This is a genomic window from Bacillus pretiosus, assembly GCF_051294775.1.
Taxonomy (GTDB): Bacteria; Bacillota; Bacilli; order Bacillales; family Bacillaceae_G; genus Bacillus_A; species Bacillus_A wiedmannii.
Genome location: NZ_JBPPHF010000001.1, coordinates 334730 through 351209 on the forward strand (window position 1 = coordinate 334730; position 16480 = coordinate 351209).

At 32.7% G+C, this 16480-nt stretch carries 16 protein-coding genes; 11 read left to right on the forward strand and 5 right to left on the reverse strand.

Annotated elements, in window-relative coordinates; genetic code table 11:
- Positions 1 to 104 precede the first annotated feature (104 nt).
- Positions 105 to 731, forward strand: a complete 627-nt coding sequence (locus tag ACSG5Z_RS01685; protein WP_088608654.1) for a LysE family translocator — start codon at positions 105 to 107, stop codon at positions 729 to 731.
- Positions 732 to 1300: 569 nt separating this feature from the next.
- Here the strand turns inward: ACSG5Z_RS01685 and ACSG5Z_RS01690 are convergent.
- Complete coding sequence (locus ACSG5Z_RS01690) at positions 1301 to 1954, reverse strand: CPBP family intramembrane glutamic endopeptidase (RefSeq protein WP_088608653.1); 654 nt, start codon at positions 1952 to 1954, stop codon at positions 1301 to 1303.
- A 675-nt stretch (positions 1955 to 2629) separates the two neighbouring features.
- Between ACSG5Z_RS01690 and ACSG5Z_RS01695 the strand changes: the two genes are divergently transcribed.
- The 7 genes from ACSG5Z_RS01695 to ACSG5Z_RS01725 all read left to right on the forward strand — a co-directional run bounded on the left by ACSG5Z_RS01695 (position 2630) and on the right by ACSG5Z_RS01725 (position 9282).
- The gene (locus ACSG5Z_RS01695; protein WP_137015635.1) at positions 2630 to 3220 is read left to right on the forward strand and encodes a TetR/AcrR family transcriptional regulator; all 591 of its coding nucleotides are present in this window, start codon (positions 2630 to 2632) and stop codon (positions 3218 to 3220) included.
- Between the two features lie 387 nt (positions 3221 to 3607).
- On the forward strand, positions 3608 to 4555 hold the full coding sequence (gene deoR / locus ACSG5Z_RS01700; protein WP_000356574.1) for a DNA-binding transcriptional repressor DeoR: 948 nt from the start codon (positions 3608 to 3610) through the stop codon (positions 4553 to 4555).
- Between the two features lie 307 nt (positions 4556 to 4862).
- Positions 4863 to 5534 carry a deoxyribose-phosphate aldolase gene (gene deoC / locus ACSG5Z_RS01705; protein ID WP_001017444.1) on the forward strand — a complete coding sequence of 224 codons (672 nt, stop codon included), beginning with the start codon at positions 4863 to 4865 and terminating at the stop codon, positions 5532 to 5534.
- Between the two features lie 102 nt (positions 5535 to 5636).
- Complete coding sequence (locus ACSG5Z_RS01710) at positions 5637 to 6818, forward strand: NupC/NupG family nucleoside CNT transporter (protein WP_435710529.1); 1182 nt, start codon at positions 5637 to 5639, stop codon at positions 6816 to 6818.
- Positions 6819 to 6854: 36 nt separating this feature from the next.
- On the forward strand, positions 6855 to 8156 hold the full coding sequence (locus ACSG5Z_RS01715) for a pyrimidine-nucleoside phosphorylase (RefSeq protein ID WP_001983022.1): 1302 nt from the start codon (positions 6855 to 6857) through the stop codon (positions 8154 to 8156).
- 33 nt (positions 8157 to 8189) lie between these two features.
- The gene (locus ACSG5Z_RS01720; RefSeq protein ID WP_000358522.1) at positions 8190 to 8585 is read left to right on the forward strand and encodes a cytidine deaminase; all 396 of its coding nucleotides are present in this window, start codon (positions 8190 to 8192) and stop codon (positions 8583 to 8585) included.
- Between the two features lie 217 nt (positions 8586 to 8802).
- Complete coding sequence (locus ACSG5Z_RS01725; RefSeq protein WP_435710530.1) at positions 8803 to 9282, forward strand: CcdC family protein; 480 nt, start codon at positions 8803 to 8805, stop codon at positions 9280 to 9282.
- A gap of 50 nt (positions 9283 to 9332) precedes the next feature.
- Here ACSG5Z_RS01725 and ACSG5Z_RS01730 read toward each other — a convergent pair whose 3' ends face one another.
- A complete protein-coding gene (locus tag ACSG5Z_RS01730; RefSeq protein ID WP_000789775.1) occupies positions 9333 to 9563 on the reverse strand; it encodes a DUF896 domain-containing protein in 231 nt (76 codons plus the stop codon).
- Positions 9564 to 9808: 245 nt separating this feature from the next.
- On the opposite strand from ACSG5Z_RS01730, the gene ACSG5Z_RS01735 reads away from it, so the two are divergent.
- Positions 9809 to 10732: a hypothetical protein gene (locus tag ACSG5Z_RS01735; protein WP_435710531.1), complete on the forward strand. Its 924-nt coding sequence runs from the start codon at positions 9809 to 9811 to the stop codon at positions 10730 to 10732.
- Positions 10733 to 10778: 46 nt separating this feature from the next.
- Here the strand turns inward: ACSG5Z_RS01735 and ACSG5Z_RS01740 are convergent, their stop codons facing one another.
- Positions 10779 to 11498 (reverse strand): urease accessory protein UreH domain-containing protein, encoded by a 720-nt coding sequence (locus ACSG5Z_RS01740; protein WP_220389180.1) that lies wholly within the window; start codon positions 11496 to 11498, stop codon positions 10779 to 10781.
- Positions 11499 to 11513: 15 nt separating this feature from the next.
- Positions 11514 to 12497: a F510_1955 family glycosylhydrolase gene (locus tag ACSG5Z_RS01745; protein WP_435710532.1), complete on the reverse strand. Its 984-nt coding sequence runs from the start codon at positions 12495 to 12497 to the stop codon at positions 11514 to 11516.
- A 221-nt stretch (positions 12498 to 12718) separates the two neighbouring features.
- Between ACSG5Z_RS01745 and ACSG5Z_RS01750 the strand changes: the two genes are divergently transcribed.
- On the forward strand, positions 12719 to 14002 hold the full coding sequence (locus ACSG5Z_RS01750; protein ID WP_435710533.1) for an aminopeptidase P family protein: 1284 nt from the start codon (positions 12719 to 12721) through the stop codon (positions 14000 to 14002).
- Positions 14003 to 14119: 117 nt separating this feature from the next.
- A complete protein-coding gene (locus tag ACSG5Z_RS01755) occupies positions 14120 to 15760 on the forward strand; it encodes a multicopper oxidase family protein (protein ID WP_435710534.1) in 1641 nt (546 codons plus the stop codon).
- 51 nt (positions 15761 to 15811) lie between these two features.
- On the opposite strand, the gene ACSG5Z_RS01760 is transcribed toward ACSG5Z_RS01755, so the two are convergent.
- Complete coding sequence (locus tag ACSG5Z_RS01760) at positions 15812 to 16357, reverse strand: hypothetical protein (protein ID WP_435710535.1); 546 nt, start codon at positions 16355 to 16357, stop codon at positions 15812 to 15814.
- Positions 16358 to 16480: the final 123 nt, after the last annotated feature.

Below are 16480 nucleotides of genomic sequence, written 5' to 3' on the forward strand. Positions count from 1 at the left end.
TAATAACCTAAATATACTTCTGATCAAGCTTTTTATATTTAATGTTTTAATGAAAAAAGCTATACTGTAAGTAAAATTAAAAATTGGAAAGGAAATACTAGAACATGGAAAATTATCTATTATTTATTCTTACAGCAATGCTAATCATAATAATGCCTGGTCCTGGTTTTGCACTAGTTACAAAAAACACTATCTCGCATGGTAAAAATGGTGGGATAAAGACTGTTTTAGGAACGATATCTGGAATGATGATTCATACAATAATGGCTACGCTAGGACTCTCTGCCATCCTAATGAAATTTGCTATGTTATTTACATTTATAAAATATGCTGGGGCTTTTTATTTAATTTACTTAGCTGTAAAGTCAATTAAAAGTGCCTTACATAAAAAAGAAGATATGTCAGGTTCAGTAGAAATGTACTCTAAGGATATTGGGGCAATTAAAAGCTTTAGACAAGGATTTACTACGGCAATTTTAAACCCAAAAACCGCTGTGTTTTTCCTTAGTTTTTTACCCCAATTTATTGTAAGTAATCAAAATCATTTCCTCCAATTTCTATTATTAGGAGTCACATTTACGACTTTGACAGCAATATGGTATTTACTTTATATCTCACTCATACGTCAATTAAGAACTTTTTTAAGAAAAGAAAGAGTGAACCGTACAATAGAGGGTATTACAGGCGCGGTATTATTAGTATTTGGAGTTAGATTGTTTTTCCAAAAATAAATATGTAAATGAAAAGAGAAATAAATAATGGTGGTTATTTATTTCTCTTTTCATTTATTCTAAAGCTACTATTTTATAATTGATTTCACACCTTCATACTAATTTTATATACATATCTAACTTGAGCCTCAAAAATGAGTTCCTTAATCACTTGATATAGTTTGCTGTATAAGAAAAAAATCAAGGTAGTTTAGATACTTTAAGCAAAATTGATACTTCATCTTTTCTCTTAACTAAGCAATTTAATTTTTATGTATTATAACTTAAGGGCTGAGGAACAAATTTTTCTTCAACTACTAACTCGCTAATAAAATTCTGGATATTTTCCAAAAATGTTTACTGTAATGGGATATAAGGAGAACATATATTAGTCATGGTATTTCCTTTTTTAGTTTAATTGTGATGCAGTGGGCCCCCCTATATAAAAGAAACCGCAGTTTACATCCAAACTGCGGTATTTCGACGTACAAGGAATTTCATAAATCATTAGTCACTGTCTAAATTGTACTCCTCATTTATCAATATCTGTTTCTATTTTTTTACTTTGCAAAAGAACTAAGTCTAATTTCTTATAGAATGAAACCAAGGCAATTGTTTAATATATGTATCGCTATTACATATGCAATGGATCTTTTAGAAATAAGATAAGCCACAGTAAGTATCACCGAGCCAGGTAAATAAATAGCAATATCCGAAAGCTGGTTTGTATGAAGAAGTGTAAAAATAATGATCGAAATGATAGATGCAATAGCAGTACCAATATGATAAGAAAAACGATTTATTAATATGTGACGAAACACAATTTCTTCAAGTATTGGTCCCAGAATACCAAATATAAGCAATGTAAATATAATAGGTACCTCTGCACCCGTTTCAAGAAGCTGTTCTTGGTTCTCTGGCTGACCAGTTGCTAGAAAACGCATAATAGACTGTTCCACAATTACCGTAAATAAAACCACCATAGGAATACTTACTATTTTCAAAATTGTCTTCTCTTTAAAATAAGTAAAACTTTGAATGATTTCTTTCCTAAAGAAAATTATTCCTATAATAGCAGGTACAGTAAAACCGATGGCACTAAGAACAAATTCTGATTCAACTAAATTGACATTAGCTAAAAGTGATATGCCAAATAATATGTACAAGCCAATTTGAAATGGTACAAACAGTGTAAAGATTATTAGCATAGTAAGTTCTTTTTTATTCATTTTTATAAAGTTCATTTTATTATCCTCCTAATTAAATTACCTACAATCTTTGAATTTTCTTTCTGCATTAAGTTCTCCTTCTAAATATATTTATATAAGATTCAAAACCGGACGGTTCGGTCCGAAAACTAATAATACTATAAGTTTCTAGTTTTGTTAATCCTTTTTACAAAGTATTAACAAAATCAAAATGACAAAAATACAAAATACTTATATGTGAGTTTCTTATTTACAATTAAATTTCAGTACTCATTAATTATTAACGATTTCCTTTTTAAAGAATGAAGTGATAAGGCTTTTAACCGCAAGGAATGCGGTAGATATCCTAATATATGAAGTGAAAGTGGGGGTAGTTCAAACACTTTAGCTAAACATATTAATAGAGATTATATATAATAATCATATGTCTATACACTAAAATATATTTTTTTACATCTTCTACGATTTTAGGTAAAATTAGTTGAATAAAATGACTGAATTAAACAATTGGTCATGTTGTTTTTGGCAGAAAATTCACTCTAATGATATGAATAATACAATTTGATTAACCTCTTTTCAAACTGTATTGTTTGAGGTTTCCATAAGATATTTCTGTTCCAAATTTATTTATACTTACAAAAAAATTAAGAAAATAGAGGGTAAACATTACCTGGAATATTAAGATCGTTTTTATTAGGAGGATTACAAAGCATGACTAAAGTTGATAAGGTAAAAGAAAAAATTATTGAAACATCTTTATATTTATTTAATACAAATGGGATAACTCGCACATCCATCCAGGATATAATGACAGCTACTGAACTACCTAAAGGATCTATTTATCGTAGATTCAAAAATAAAGAAGAAATTGTCCTTGCTGCCTACGACAAAAGTGGTGAGATTATGTGGAGTCATTTTCATAAAGCAATGGAAAATAAAAAGACAGCAATCGATAAAATCCTTGCAATATTCCTTGTATATCAAGATGCAGCTAATAATCCTCCTATTGCTGGAGGCTGTCCATTACTTAATAGCGCAATTGAAAGTACTGGGGTATTTCCAGAATTACAAAAAGCAGCAGCAGAAGGTTATAACGATACAGTAATATTAATGGCTTCTCTCATAAAAGAAGGAATAGAGAAACAAGAACTTAAAGAAGATATAGACATTATATCACTCGCTTCTTTTCTTGCATCTTCAATGGAGGGAGCTATTATGGCAAGTCGAGTATCTAACGATAATATACACCATCATTATTTTATTGAACAAATAAAACATCATCTTTTCACTTATTCTAAATAAGTGAAAACTTGCATTGTTTTTATCCGATTTTTATAGACTTAAATTGAATAAATACCCCTCATAAACAGTATCTTCTGTTTATGAGGGGTATTTGAATAGTTTTTAGTAAAGGTAACTTTTTAGACGATGTTTCATGTTTCTTATTGAATGGATTTGTTATCGTTACTACAGAAAAAGCAAAAAAGAATGAATTACATATAAATCGATTTATATGTTTCAAGTGTATCTATGTTGAGGTTGTAAATATATACAATAAAGTTTCATTTTAAATACTAAGTGTAGTAGAAGTTCAGTTAGATAAAATTCGGTAGTCGAAATTTCTTGCATAAAGCTGTATAATGCTTGTAACGAAAAGGAAATACAGGAAAGGATATGTAATGAGTTACTATGGATAAAGATAAACAACAATTAAGCGTTGAAGTTGCAAGATTATACTATCAGTCAGATTATAGTCAGCAGGAAATTGCTAATAAATTAAATATTTCAAGGCCGACTATTTCTAGATTATTAAAGTACGCGAAAGAAAAAGGATTTGTTCAAATTAGCATAGCCGATCCATTTGCTGATTTAGATAACGTTGGAAATTTACTGAAAGAAAAGTACAACTTGTTAGAGGCACATGTCGTATTTTCTCCAGTACCAGAATATGCAACGATTACAGAGTATATTAGTAAATATGCAGCTGAGTATATGGAAAAGACGGTTAAAACTGGTGATATCGTTGGTGTAAGCTGGGGAATGACGATGTATGAAATCGCTAGAAAAATTGTACCACAACATGTAAAAGGTGTAGAAGTTGTTCAGTTAAAAGGTGGTATTAGTCATTCGAGTGTAAATACATATGCGAATGAAACGATTGCTTTATTTGCAGATGCTTTTCAAACGACACCAAGAAATCTACCCCTTCCAGTTATATTTGATAATGCAGTGACAAAAGAATTAGTAGAGCAGGATCGACATATTCATCACATTATCGAAATGGGGAAACAAGCGAATGTTGCAATTTTCACTGTAGGAACAGTGAGAGACGAAGCACTATTATTCCGATTAGGTTATTTCGATAAGGATGAAACGAATTTGCTCAAAAAACAATCGGTCGGTGACATTTGTTCACGTTTCTTTGATGGAGACGGAAAGATTAGTAGCGAAGAGATTAATCAGCGTACAATTGGAATTGAGTTAGAAGAACTGAAATTAAAGAAACGTTCTATTTTAGTTGCTGGTGGTAATAGAAAAATAAAAGCAATTGATGGTGCGTTACGTGGCGGGTATGCAAATGTATTAATTATCGATCAGCATACAGCAAAAGAATTGTTACATTATCAAAAAGGTTAGAAATAAAAGGCTTTCTCAAGATGTTAATTTTGAGAAAGCCTTTTATTTTGTTATGTATGAATTATGGGAGTGTTTTTTGAATACAAATTGCCTTTTTAAAAATAATTATGGATATTGAGATACATACTACCATTGTTAATATAAAAGTTTTGATTTTAAATATGAATTGTTTCTTAGTTAGAATGCGCTTTATTTACTATTGAAAAATTCCTTTCCGAAAAGAATGAACAAAATTTCAAAAGTGTATTTACATTTGTTCAACTAAGAGTTAGAATGAAGTTGTTAAAAGATATGAGGAGTGAAGATAATGAACATTGCAAAGTTAATTGACCATACAATTTTAAAAGCTAATACTACTAAAGAAGATGTTATGAAAGTAATCGAAGAAGCAAAGGAATATAAATTCGCTTCTGTTTGTATTAATCCTACATGGGTGAAGCTAGCTGCTGAAGAGTTAGCTGGACATGATGTAGATGTTTGTACTGTAATCGGTTTCCCATTAGGAGCAAGCACTACTGAAACAAAAGCTTTCGAAACAAAAGATGCTATCGCAAAAGGTGCAACTGAAGTTGACATGGTAATCAACGTAGGCGCTTTAAAAGATGGCGATAACGAGTTCGTTGAAAAAGATATTTATGAAGTAGTACAAGCAGCAAAAGGAAAAGCTCTTGTAAAAGTAATCATTGAAACTTGCCTATTAACAGATGAAGAGAAAGTACGCGCTTGTGAATTATCAGTAAAAGCTGGTGCTGACTTCGTAAAAACTTCAACTGGATTCTCAACTGGCGGAGCAACTGCTGAAGATATCGCATTAATGCGCAAAACAGTAGGACCAAACGTTGGTGTAAAAGCATCTGGTGGCGTTCGTACACGTGAAGATGCAGACAAAATGGTAGCTGCTGGAGCTTCTCGCGTTGGAGCAAGTGCTAGTGTTGCAATCGTATTAAATGATGCAAAAGGTGCTACAGATAACTACTAATCATTAATGAAGTCAAAAGCAATAGATACACAAAGTAAAGTGTATCTATTGCTTTAATAATTGAAAAAAATGTAAGCGGATACGAATGGGAGGAGACGGCTTATGAAATATTTAATCGGTATTTTTGGCCTCGTATTGATTTTAGGTATCGCTTGGCTTGCTAGTAATGATAGAAAGAAAGTCAAATATCACCCAATCATAACGATGGTTATATTACAATTCATTTTGGGGTTTTTATTATTAAATACAAGTGTAGGGAATATATTAATTAGCGGAATAGCAGATGGTTTTGGAGAGCTATTAAAATATGCCGCTGACGGTGTGAATTTCGTATTTGGTGGATTAGTAAATCAAAAAGAGTTTTCTTTCTTTTTAAGTGTATTAATGCCAATCGTATTTATTTCAGCTTTAATAGGTATTTTGCAACACATTAAAGTATTACCTATTATTGTGAAATCTATCGGTCTAGCATTAAGTAAAGTAAATGGAATGGGGAAACTAGAATCATATAACGCTGTTGCTTCTGCGATCTTAGGACAATCTGAAGTGTTTATTTCAGTTAAGAAACAACTAGGATTATTGCCAGAGAAAAGAATGTATACATTATGTGCATCTGCAATGTCTACCGTTTCAATGTCTATCGTTGGATCATATATGGTGTTATTAAAACCACAATATGTTGTAACCGCTTTAGTGCTTAACTTATTCGGTGGTTTTATTATCGCTTCTATCATTAACCCTTATGAAGTTACTGAAGAAGAAGATATGTTAGAAGTACAAGAAGAAGAGAAAAAGACTTTCTTTGAAGTATTAGGGGAATACATTATAGATGGATTTAAAGTTGCAATTACAGTAGCAGCTATGTTAGTCGGTTTCGTTGCTTTAATCGCATTCATTAATGCAGTATTTAAAGGTGTAATCGGTATTTCATTCCAAGAAATTCTTGGTTATGTATTTGCACCATTTGCATTTATTATGGGTGTACCTTGGCATGAAGCAGTTAATGCCGGAAATATTATGGCAACAAAATTAGTATCAAATGAATTTGTCGCTATGACAGATTTAGCACAAGGAAACTTTAATTTCTCAGATAGAACGACAGCGATTATATCTGTATTCTTAGTTTCATTTGCAAACTTCTCTTCAATTGGAATTATTGCAGGGGCAGTTAAGAGCTTAAATGAAAAGCAAGGGAATGTAGTCGCAAAATTTGGTTTGAAATTACTTTTCGGTGCAACATTAGTAAGTTTCTTATCAGCAACAATCGTAGGCTTATTATTTTAACAGATTCATATCATATAAAAAGGAATGGTGATTGTAATGAGAATGGTAGATATTATTGCGAAAAAACGTGACGGCAAAGAATTAACGACTGAAGAAATCAAATTCTTTATTAATGGATATACAGACGGAAGTATTCCTGATTATCAAGTGAGTGCACTTGCAATGGCAATCTTCTTTAAAGATATGACAGATCGCGAACGTGCAGATTTAACGATGGCGATGGTTGAGTCTGGAGAAACGATCGATTTATCAGCAATTGAAGGAATTAAAGTAGACAAACATTCAACTGGCGGTGTTGGTGATACGACAACATTAGTATTAGGACCATTAGTAGCTGCTTTAGATGTGCCAGTAGCAAAAATGTCTGGTCGTGGTTTAGGACATACAGGTGGAACAATTGATAAATTAGAAGCGGTAGAAGGATTCCACGTTGAAATTACGAAAGAGCAGTTCATTGATATTGTAAACCGTGACAAAGTAGCTGTTATTGGACAAACTGGAAACTTAACACCTGCAGATAAAAAGATTTATGCATTACGTGATGTAACAGGAACAGTAAACTCAATTCCTTTAATCGCGAGTTCAATTATGAGTAAAAAAATTGCAGCTGGTGCTGACGCAATCGTACTTGATGTAAAAACAGGTGCTGGCGCATTTATGAAAACAGAAGAAGATGCAAAAGAATTAGCACATGCAATGGTGCGTATCGGAAATAATGTAGGACGTCAAACGATGGCTGTTATTTCAGATATGTCACAACCGCTTGGATTTGCAATTGGTAACGCTCTAGAAGTGAAAGAAGCGATTGATACGTTAAAAGGTGAAGGTCCAGAAGATTTAACGGAATTAGTACTTGTATTAGGAAGTCAAATGGTCGTACTTGCGAAAAAAGCAAATACGTTAGAAGAAGCTCGTGAAATGCTAATTGAAGTTATGAAAAACGGAAAAGCAACTGAGAAGTTTAAAGAGTTCTTAAGCAATCAAGGCGGAGATAGTTCAATTGTAGACAATCCAGAAAAAATGCCACAGGCGAAGTATGTAATTGATGTACCTGCAAAAACTTCAGGTGTTATTTCTAACATTGTTGCAGATGAAATTGGTATCGCAGCTATGCTACTTGGTGCTGGCCGTGCGACAAAAGAAGATGAAATCGATTTAGCAGTAGGATTAATGTTACGTAAAAAAGTTGGCGATGCAGTAAAAGAAGGCGAGCCATTCGTAACGATCTATGCAAATCGTGAAAATGTAGAAGATGTAAAAGCAAAAATTTATGAAAATATTTCTATTGCTGAAACAGCAGTGGCTCCTAAATTAGTTCATACAGTTATTACTGACTAATCATAATTACACATACTTTAAGGGGGAAATAATATGGATAAGAAAAAATATATCGAAGAAGCAAATAAGATGTTAGCAAAAGCATATATTCCGTATTCGAAATTTCCTGTTGGCGCAGCATTAGTTACGAAAGAAGGTAAAATCTATACTGGTTGTAATATAGAAAATGCTTCTTACGGTTTATGTAACTGTGCAGAAAGAACAGCGATCTTTAAAGCAGTATCAGAAGGGGAGCGCGACTTTAGTTACTTAGTTATTACAGGCGAAACGGACGGACCGATATCACCATGTGGTGCTTGTAGACAAGTAATTGCTGAATTCTGTGAACCGAAAATGCCAGTTTTACTAACGAATGTAAAAGGTGATGAAAAAGAAGTGACTGTTGAGCAATTACTTCCAGGTGCTTTCTCGATAGAAGATTTAAAATAAGTTGAAAAGTCATTCCGCAAATATTAATTGTGGAATGACTTTTTTATTTTCAAAAGTTGAATGTAATATTTTGTTCATATTCCGTTCATAAACTTTGCGTAAAATGATTGCAGCGAATATAGAAAGTTTACAGCAGGAGGAATAGAATGAAGAAATTATATAATGCAGCATTTATTTACTTAATTATCGGTTTATTATATAGATAGGAGTGGATAGTATGATAGCACTTTTATCAAGTATTGTAGCGGTTTGTATGGCTGTTGGTGTCATGTTTCTTCGCTTTAAAGCAGCGAAAAAACCGGTAACGAAAAAGAAAATTATATTACCGCCAATTTTTATGAGTACTGGTGCAATGATGTACTTCTTACCAGAGTTTCGATTAACATCGTTAGAAATAGTAGAGGCAATTAGCCTAGGACTTATTTTCTCTATACTTCTTATTAAAACAACTAAGTTTGAAATAAGAAATGAACATATATATATGAAACCGTCAAAAGCATTCATATTTATTTTAGTTGGATTATTAGCTGTACGAGTAGCGTTAAAATCATATTTAAGTCAATCAATTGATTTAGCAGAGTTAAGCGGAATGTTTTTCTTACTCGCATTTGCGATGATTGTATCGTGGAGAATTGCGATGTATCGCTCATATACTAAATTAGAAACGACAATAAAAAGAGCTGGAATTTCTAAATAGGAATTCCGGCTCTTTTTATGTTTTATACGATGGTTTATTTAGCTTTGATTTCATTTGCTTAATTTTAAACGTATTTGAGCATCTTGTAATGCGGCTGGTGTAACGTTAAGACCATGTTGATCAACAATTTTTGTGTTTAATAAAATGGAATCTAAGCTGCCACGAAATGTTTTTGTATAGTTTTGACGTAGCATTTGTTGTTCTTGTTTTTCATCAACTGTTAATCCAGATGCTTTTTCTTTTTTTGATAATTCGTTAATACGGAATAAAATGTTTTTCATTTGATTCACCTCTAGTTAAAATTAATTACATTAGTTACTTACTAATGTATAGTTATTGTAACGTATCTTTTAATAAGTGTCAATGCCTGTAAATATTCCTTGTTTTGTATGTGTATGGAATGATAGAGAATGTAAATAAATACTAATACTTGAACTAGAAAAGATGTTAATATACAATACCTTAGTAGGGTATATGAAAGTTGTTTTAAATTATGAGAGTAATAAGCAAAAAGGAGTATGTAATAATGAATACAGTAATTTCAAAGAAAGAAACAATCATCTCATATACGATTGCTATTTTATTTATTTTAGCTATGGTAACAGCAGGTGTGTTATTAAATGATCCAGAAGTCATTTTGCCGGAAATAGCGGCAATGGCAATCGCTTTATGGGCATACCGTGAGCCGGGATGGCTAAGACAACCAGAAAAAATCTTTATTGCACCGTCAATAACAGCTGTAATTGGTTTTATGGTGAATCAAATGGATATAGCCTATTTAGGGAAAGTAAGCTTAACGCTTGTATTGATGATGCTGTTTTTACGTGTTATTCAGTCCAATTTAGCACCATCTATTGCAACAGGTTTATTACCATTAGTAACAAATGCGACGGAATGGTCATTTGTTATCTCAGTCTTCGTTTTGACATTTATTTTAATGATTGGTGTTCTTCTATTTAAATTGAACAACGGCATTGAGCGAAAAGTGAATATACAGTATAAATATATGACTGTATTTCTAATACTAAATTTCGTTTGGATCAGTTTATGTTGGATAACTGGTTATGAACAATTAGCAGTTATTCCACCAATATTAGTTGTCGTGTATGAATCACTTCAAAAACCGATGTACAATGAAAAAATCGCATTTAAACAAATAGTAGTATTAACTACATCAGCAACTGTTGGAACTTTATTGTATTTTGCAATTGATTCATGGATTGTAGTCACTTTATTCAATATGATATTAATGCTTATTTTATTAAAAATAGTTGGAGTACGTATTCCAGCAGCGTATGCATTTCCCTTACTTCCGCTCGTATTTCCTGATGAAATGATAAAAATGTTACCAGTAGGTTCATTCATTGCAGGGGTATTTTTATTTGGTGCAGTACTATTGTATAAGAAGTGGGAGATGAAACAAAAGGGCATGCAGAAGAGTGAAATATAATTTGTAAAAAAGGTAAGTTCAAATCACTTGAACTTACCTTTTTTATTTATACCCAATATAAGGATATATCATAAATTCCAACTAAAATGAGTAGTACCCCTGCTATAAGTTGAATGTGTTTTCCTATTTTTCGGCTCTTTTTAAGTAGTGCTCCATTTAATCCAAGGTAGGAAATGATGAACATTAATATAACGATAGGGAGAGCAGTTCCTATCGAAAAGAATGTCGGAAACAAGTAACCATAATTATATGAGAAAGATAAAGGGATTAACGTTCCGAAAAATAGAACGAACATAGTCGGACAGAAAGCTAAGGAAAAGAAGAATCCAAGTAAAAATGAGCCAACCTCATTTTGTTTTCGTATAAATTTGATCGAGAAGAAACTTCTTCCTTTTATAATACCTGCCAACATTAGCCCCATTAAAATTAATAAAGGTCCAATTATTTTTCGTAACCATGGGAAATACAAAGTTAATATTTGCTGAATCTCTTTTCCTAAAAACCATACTAATAGTCCAAGTGTCGTAAAAGCTATTATTTTTCCTAAAATGAATAACAATATATGTTTCCATGCATGTCCCTTTTGTAAAGATTGATTCCCATAAAGTGTAATAGCGCTAATGTTTCCTGTTAATTGGCAAGGAGCAAGGGTACCTACAATGCCTAATAAAAATGCAAATAAAAGAGGAATTGATTTCGTAGTATTCGCGACATCCATTAAAGGAGACATGAGTTGATAACTCCACTCGCTAATTGTTGAAAACACGTTATATTCACCTTTCTAATTAAATTGAAATGCTCCTTCTTTCGTAATCTGCTTCCAAGTTTTCCCCTCATCTGTAGAAAGGAACACATTTGCTTTCATTGTAGCAAATACTATTTCAGATGAATTTTGAGGATTTTGTGATATGTACATAATTGCATCTTTAGAATCTAAAGATGGAGTTTGTATGTTTGTTTCTTCATTTGTAGCAATTGATTTCTTCGTTATCATTTGCTTATTGATAGGGGCGTAAAAAACATCTTCATTACTTAATGTAACTGCTGTCGATTCAAGTGATGTAGAGAATAGTTCAAATGTATTTCCGTAATCTGTAGATAAGTAAACACCATCTTTAGCACTTACCACAACTACACTAGATTGATCAGGGTGTACGGAAAAGGAATGAATTGTACTTGAAAGACCTTTTAACTTACTATTTTTCCAATCTTGTCCGTTGTTCGTACTGAAATAAAAACCTTGTTGTAATTTAGAATTTGGACGCTCATTGTATAAATAAATTGCTTCCGTATTATATCCGACAGCAAGGTTGTGAAAATCAGATTCTCCATAAAACGCTAGCTTCTCGAGAGTATTACCGCCATCAGAACTTTTCATTAATCCTAAAGGATTTTTTAAATTTGCACCTGGTTCAGGATGGCCGCTGGCAAAGAATCCGTTCTTCGTTGCCTGAAACCCCATATAATCATGTAGCTCAGTCTTAGTTTCAAACCATTTTCCATTTTGATAAACTTTTATACCACTGTGAGTGGCAATAGAAACTCCGGGCATATTTCCTGCATAGCCAATTCCATGAATGGGCTCGATTTTTCCAGATGTAGTTTCCTTATAGAAGTTTTGCGGACTCGTATTTCCTGTTTCTGTATGTTTTCGTTGAGATGGCACCGTGTCTTTTTTCACTGGTGCTGTTTCGGCGTTGCTAGAACATCCTGTAATGATGAATAAAGAAGTAATTGCTATCCCTGTTGCTACATAATATTTCAAAGTTGTAGCTCCTTTCCTATATATGAGATTTTAAGTATATGGAATAAATGTCAAGAAATTGTGGAGTGGTATGCATCATTTAGATTGGAATGGGCACTAGTAATGAAAATTTTCCTTTTTCTATGAGTACTATCAATTGACGAAAAATTATAACAATAATAAAATGAATTGTATTGGGTAATTAGATTTACAAGTATACATAGAACGCTAGGGGGATTATTATGAAATCAACATTTTTTGCTCAAAATAGAGAACGATTAGTAAACACATTACCAGATGAATCTATTACTATTTTATTTGCTGGACAAGCACCTCATATGTCAGCGGATGCACATTATAAATTTGTGCCGAATCGAAATTTTTACTATGTAACAGGAATCGAGGAACCAAATGTAATTTTCATGTTGAAGAAGTTTGGAAATAGTGTTGAAGAAACACTGTTCATTGAAAAATCGGATCCAGTCATGGAAAAATGGGTCGGTAAAACAGTTTCTAACAAAGAAGCAGAGAAAATTTCAGGTATAAAGAAAGTTGTATATTTAGATAGCTTTGAAAAGACAATGTCAAATATACTTTTTACAGAAAATGTGAAGCATCTATATTTAGATTTAGAGCGTCGTGAGTGGAATGGTACGGAGACAAAAACGCTTGCTTTTGCTAAACATGTAAGAGAACAGTATCCACACGTTTTAGTTGGTAATGTATATCCGAATATTTGTGAATTACGAGTGTTTAAAACAGAAGAAGAAATTGAAATCATAAAAGAAGCAATTGCTGTAACGAAAGAGGGTATTTACAACGTACTTAAGCATGCAAAAGCAGACATGATGGAGTATGAATTAGAAGCTCAGTTTGATTTCACATTGAAGTCATCTGGTATTAAGCATCATGCATTCAATACAATTTTGGCAAGTGGGAAAAATGCTACAGTTCTTCATTATGAAGACAATGATGCACAAATTCAAAATGGTGATTTAGTACTGCTAGATTTAGGCGCTCAAAAAGACTACTATAACGCTGATATTAGTTATACATTCCCGGCAAATGGAACATTCTCTAGTCGCCAAAAACAAATGTATAATATTGTATTAAAAGCATTGAAAGAAACAACGAAACTCATTAAGCCAGGAGTAAAGTTTGCTGCATTAAATGAGCATACAAAAAAGGTACTAGCAGAAGAGTGTAAAGAAATTGGTTTAATTCAAGAAGAAGAAGAGTTATCAAAATACTATTATCATGGTGTTAGCCATTTCCTTGGTTTAGATACGCATGATGTAGGAACATATAAAGATAGAGTGTTAGAAGAAGGCATGGTTATAACAATTGAACCTGGTCTTTATATTGAAGAAGAAGCAATTGGAATTCGTATTGAAGATGATATTCTTGTAACGAAAGACGGACATGAAAACTTGTCAAAAGATATTATTAGAGAAGTTGAAGAGATTGAAGCGTTTATGAGAGAAAACAATGTAAATGTAAAAAAAGATGAAGTTGTTACGAAATAATCATTAGAAGAGGCGCTCAATTTTGGGCGTCTTTTTATTTAGCTCATTGCATATCTCCATATTTTCTTGAAAATCATTTTTTATAATGATTTTGAAAAAGAAAAAGGAGGGGTTTCCATGAAGAGATTTGTGTTAACGGCAGTTACAGTCTCTGTCATATCTTTAATTGCTGCATGTTCTGCGACCACAAATACAACAAATGATCATAAAAATATGAACGATAAAAAAACACCACAGACTGAAACGGCTACAAAACCATTGAAAGTTGAAATAGGACCAGAAGTTACTTTAATAGCGAAAGAAGAAAAGCAAAAATTAAGTAACGGTGTTATTGTTCCAGTCTGGACATTTAATGGCTCATCTCCTGGTCCAGAAATTCGGGTGAAAAAAGGCGAAAAGGTGAAAGTGACATTAAAAAATGAACTATCTGCACCAGTATCTATTCATTGGCATGGGTATCCTGTCCCAAATAATATGGATGGAATTCCAGGTGTGACGCAAGATGCGGTTGAATCTGGAAAAAGTTTCACCTATGAGTTTGAAGCGAACGTACCAGGAACGTATTGGTATCATTCACATCAAGATTCTGTAAATCAATTAGATAGAGGTTTGTATGGAGCGCTCATTGTAGAAGATACAAAGGAAAAATATGATAAAGATTACACATTAATGTTAGATGAATGGGTAACAGATAAAGAAGAGATTAATAAACAGTTAAAAGAAATGACAAAAGGGCAAAAAGGTAATAAATCTAAGGATAATGAAAATACGAAAAAGAATGAAGATAAGAACGGCATGGTTCATTCCGGTATGGACATGGGCAGTGATAAAAAAGACTCTAGTAATATGACAGGAATGGACCATGGAAATATGAAGATGGAAGGCCATGATATGAGTATGTATGACTTATTCACAATCAATGGTAAAAGCGGGGATTTAGTAGAACCATTAAAAGTGAATAAGGGGGATAAAGTCCGTCTTCGACTCGTTAATGCTGGTTATCTATCACATGATATACACGTTCACGGTCATGATATAAAAGTAATTGCGACAGATGGTCAACCAATAAACGATCCAAAAGTTATAAAGGATCAAGTAATTTCAATCGCACCTGGTGAACGTTATGATATTGAATTTACTGCTAATAATCCTGGGAAATGGTATGTTGAAGACCATTCAGCAAATAAAGGTGCAAAAGGAATGAAAGCTGTTATTGAATATGATGGCAGCAAAGAGATGAAAGATAAAGCCGATGAAAAAGAAAAATTATCGAAATTAGATATGACGAAATATGGTGCTAAAAAACTAGGTAGTTTCACGTTAAATCAGCAGTATACTGCCACATATAATATGGACTTGAATACGCAAATGAATGGAAATGAAATGGTATATACAATTAACGGAAAGGTATTTCCAGACATTGACCCGATTCCAGTAAAAAAGGGTGATTTAGTAAAAGTAAAATTGGTAAATCGTTCTAAAATGGACGATCATCCGATGCATTTACATGGTCACTTCTTCCAGGTGTTGAGTAAAGATGGAAAACCGATAGAAGGTTCTCCAATTGTGAAAGATACTTTGAACCTAAAACCAGGTGAAGAATATGAAGTAGCCTTTGTAGCAGATAATCCGGGTGATTGGATGTTCCACTGTCATGATTTACACCATGCTTCCGACGGGATGGTAACAGAAGTGAAATATACAGATTATAAATCTGATTATGTTCCAAACCCAAACATTCCTAATAAGCCAGAATGAAATGAAGCAGTTATCCTATGGATAGCTGCTTATTCATTTTCGGTGTAAGAGTCAATGTATATGTTGATCATGCCCGGGTGAAGGTGGGGGAGTATGATCTGGGTATGTCACGAATACGGCAACGATAATTGCCACACTAATTGATAGTAATAACAAAAAACGCCGTTGAATAAAAGTAGAAAAGGTGTCTGATAAAAGTTGAATCATACATGACATAGTTATTGTTATCGTAAGTAAAAGACTAATAAACAGTATACTATGAGCTTGTTGAGCGTTTAACATTTCTGTAATCATTGCTCCCATCATACTTGCCATTAATCCAGAAAACATTCCTTCTAAAGCGGTAAATAGGTGAAACTGTAGACCGACTAAAAAACCGATAAAACCACTAATCAAAATCGCAAGCAAAGTAGGATATAGTAATTCACCTTTAAAAAGAATACCTAAATAAAAACCTATACTTAAACCGATACTCATACTAAAAGACATAATAAATACCATATACTCCATTAGGGTACCGTTACGTTTAGAAATATATGATGTAATAAGAATCGAGATACAACAAAGTGTCAAGGCAGTCGATGTGTAAGCGAACATTATGATACCTCCCTGTCCTATCGTTCATTTCATCATATGTTCGTATGGAGAATACTTATGCTTATTTATATCTGCATATTATCTGCACAATTTAATAAATGTAAGTAAGTAGGTGCTTGATTT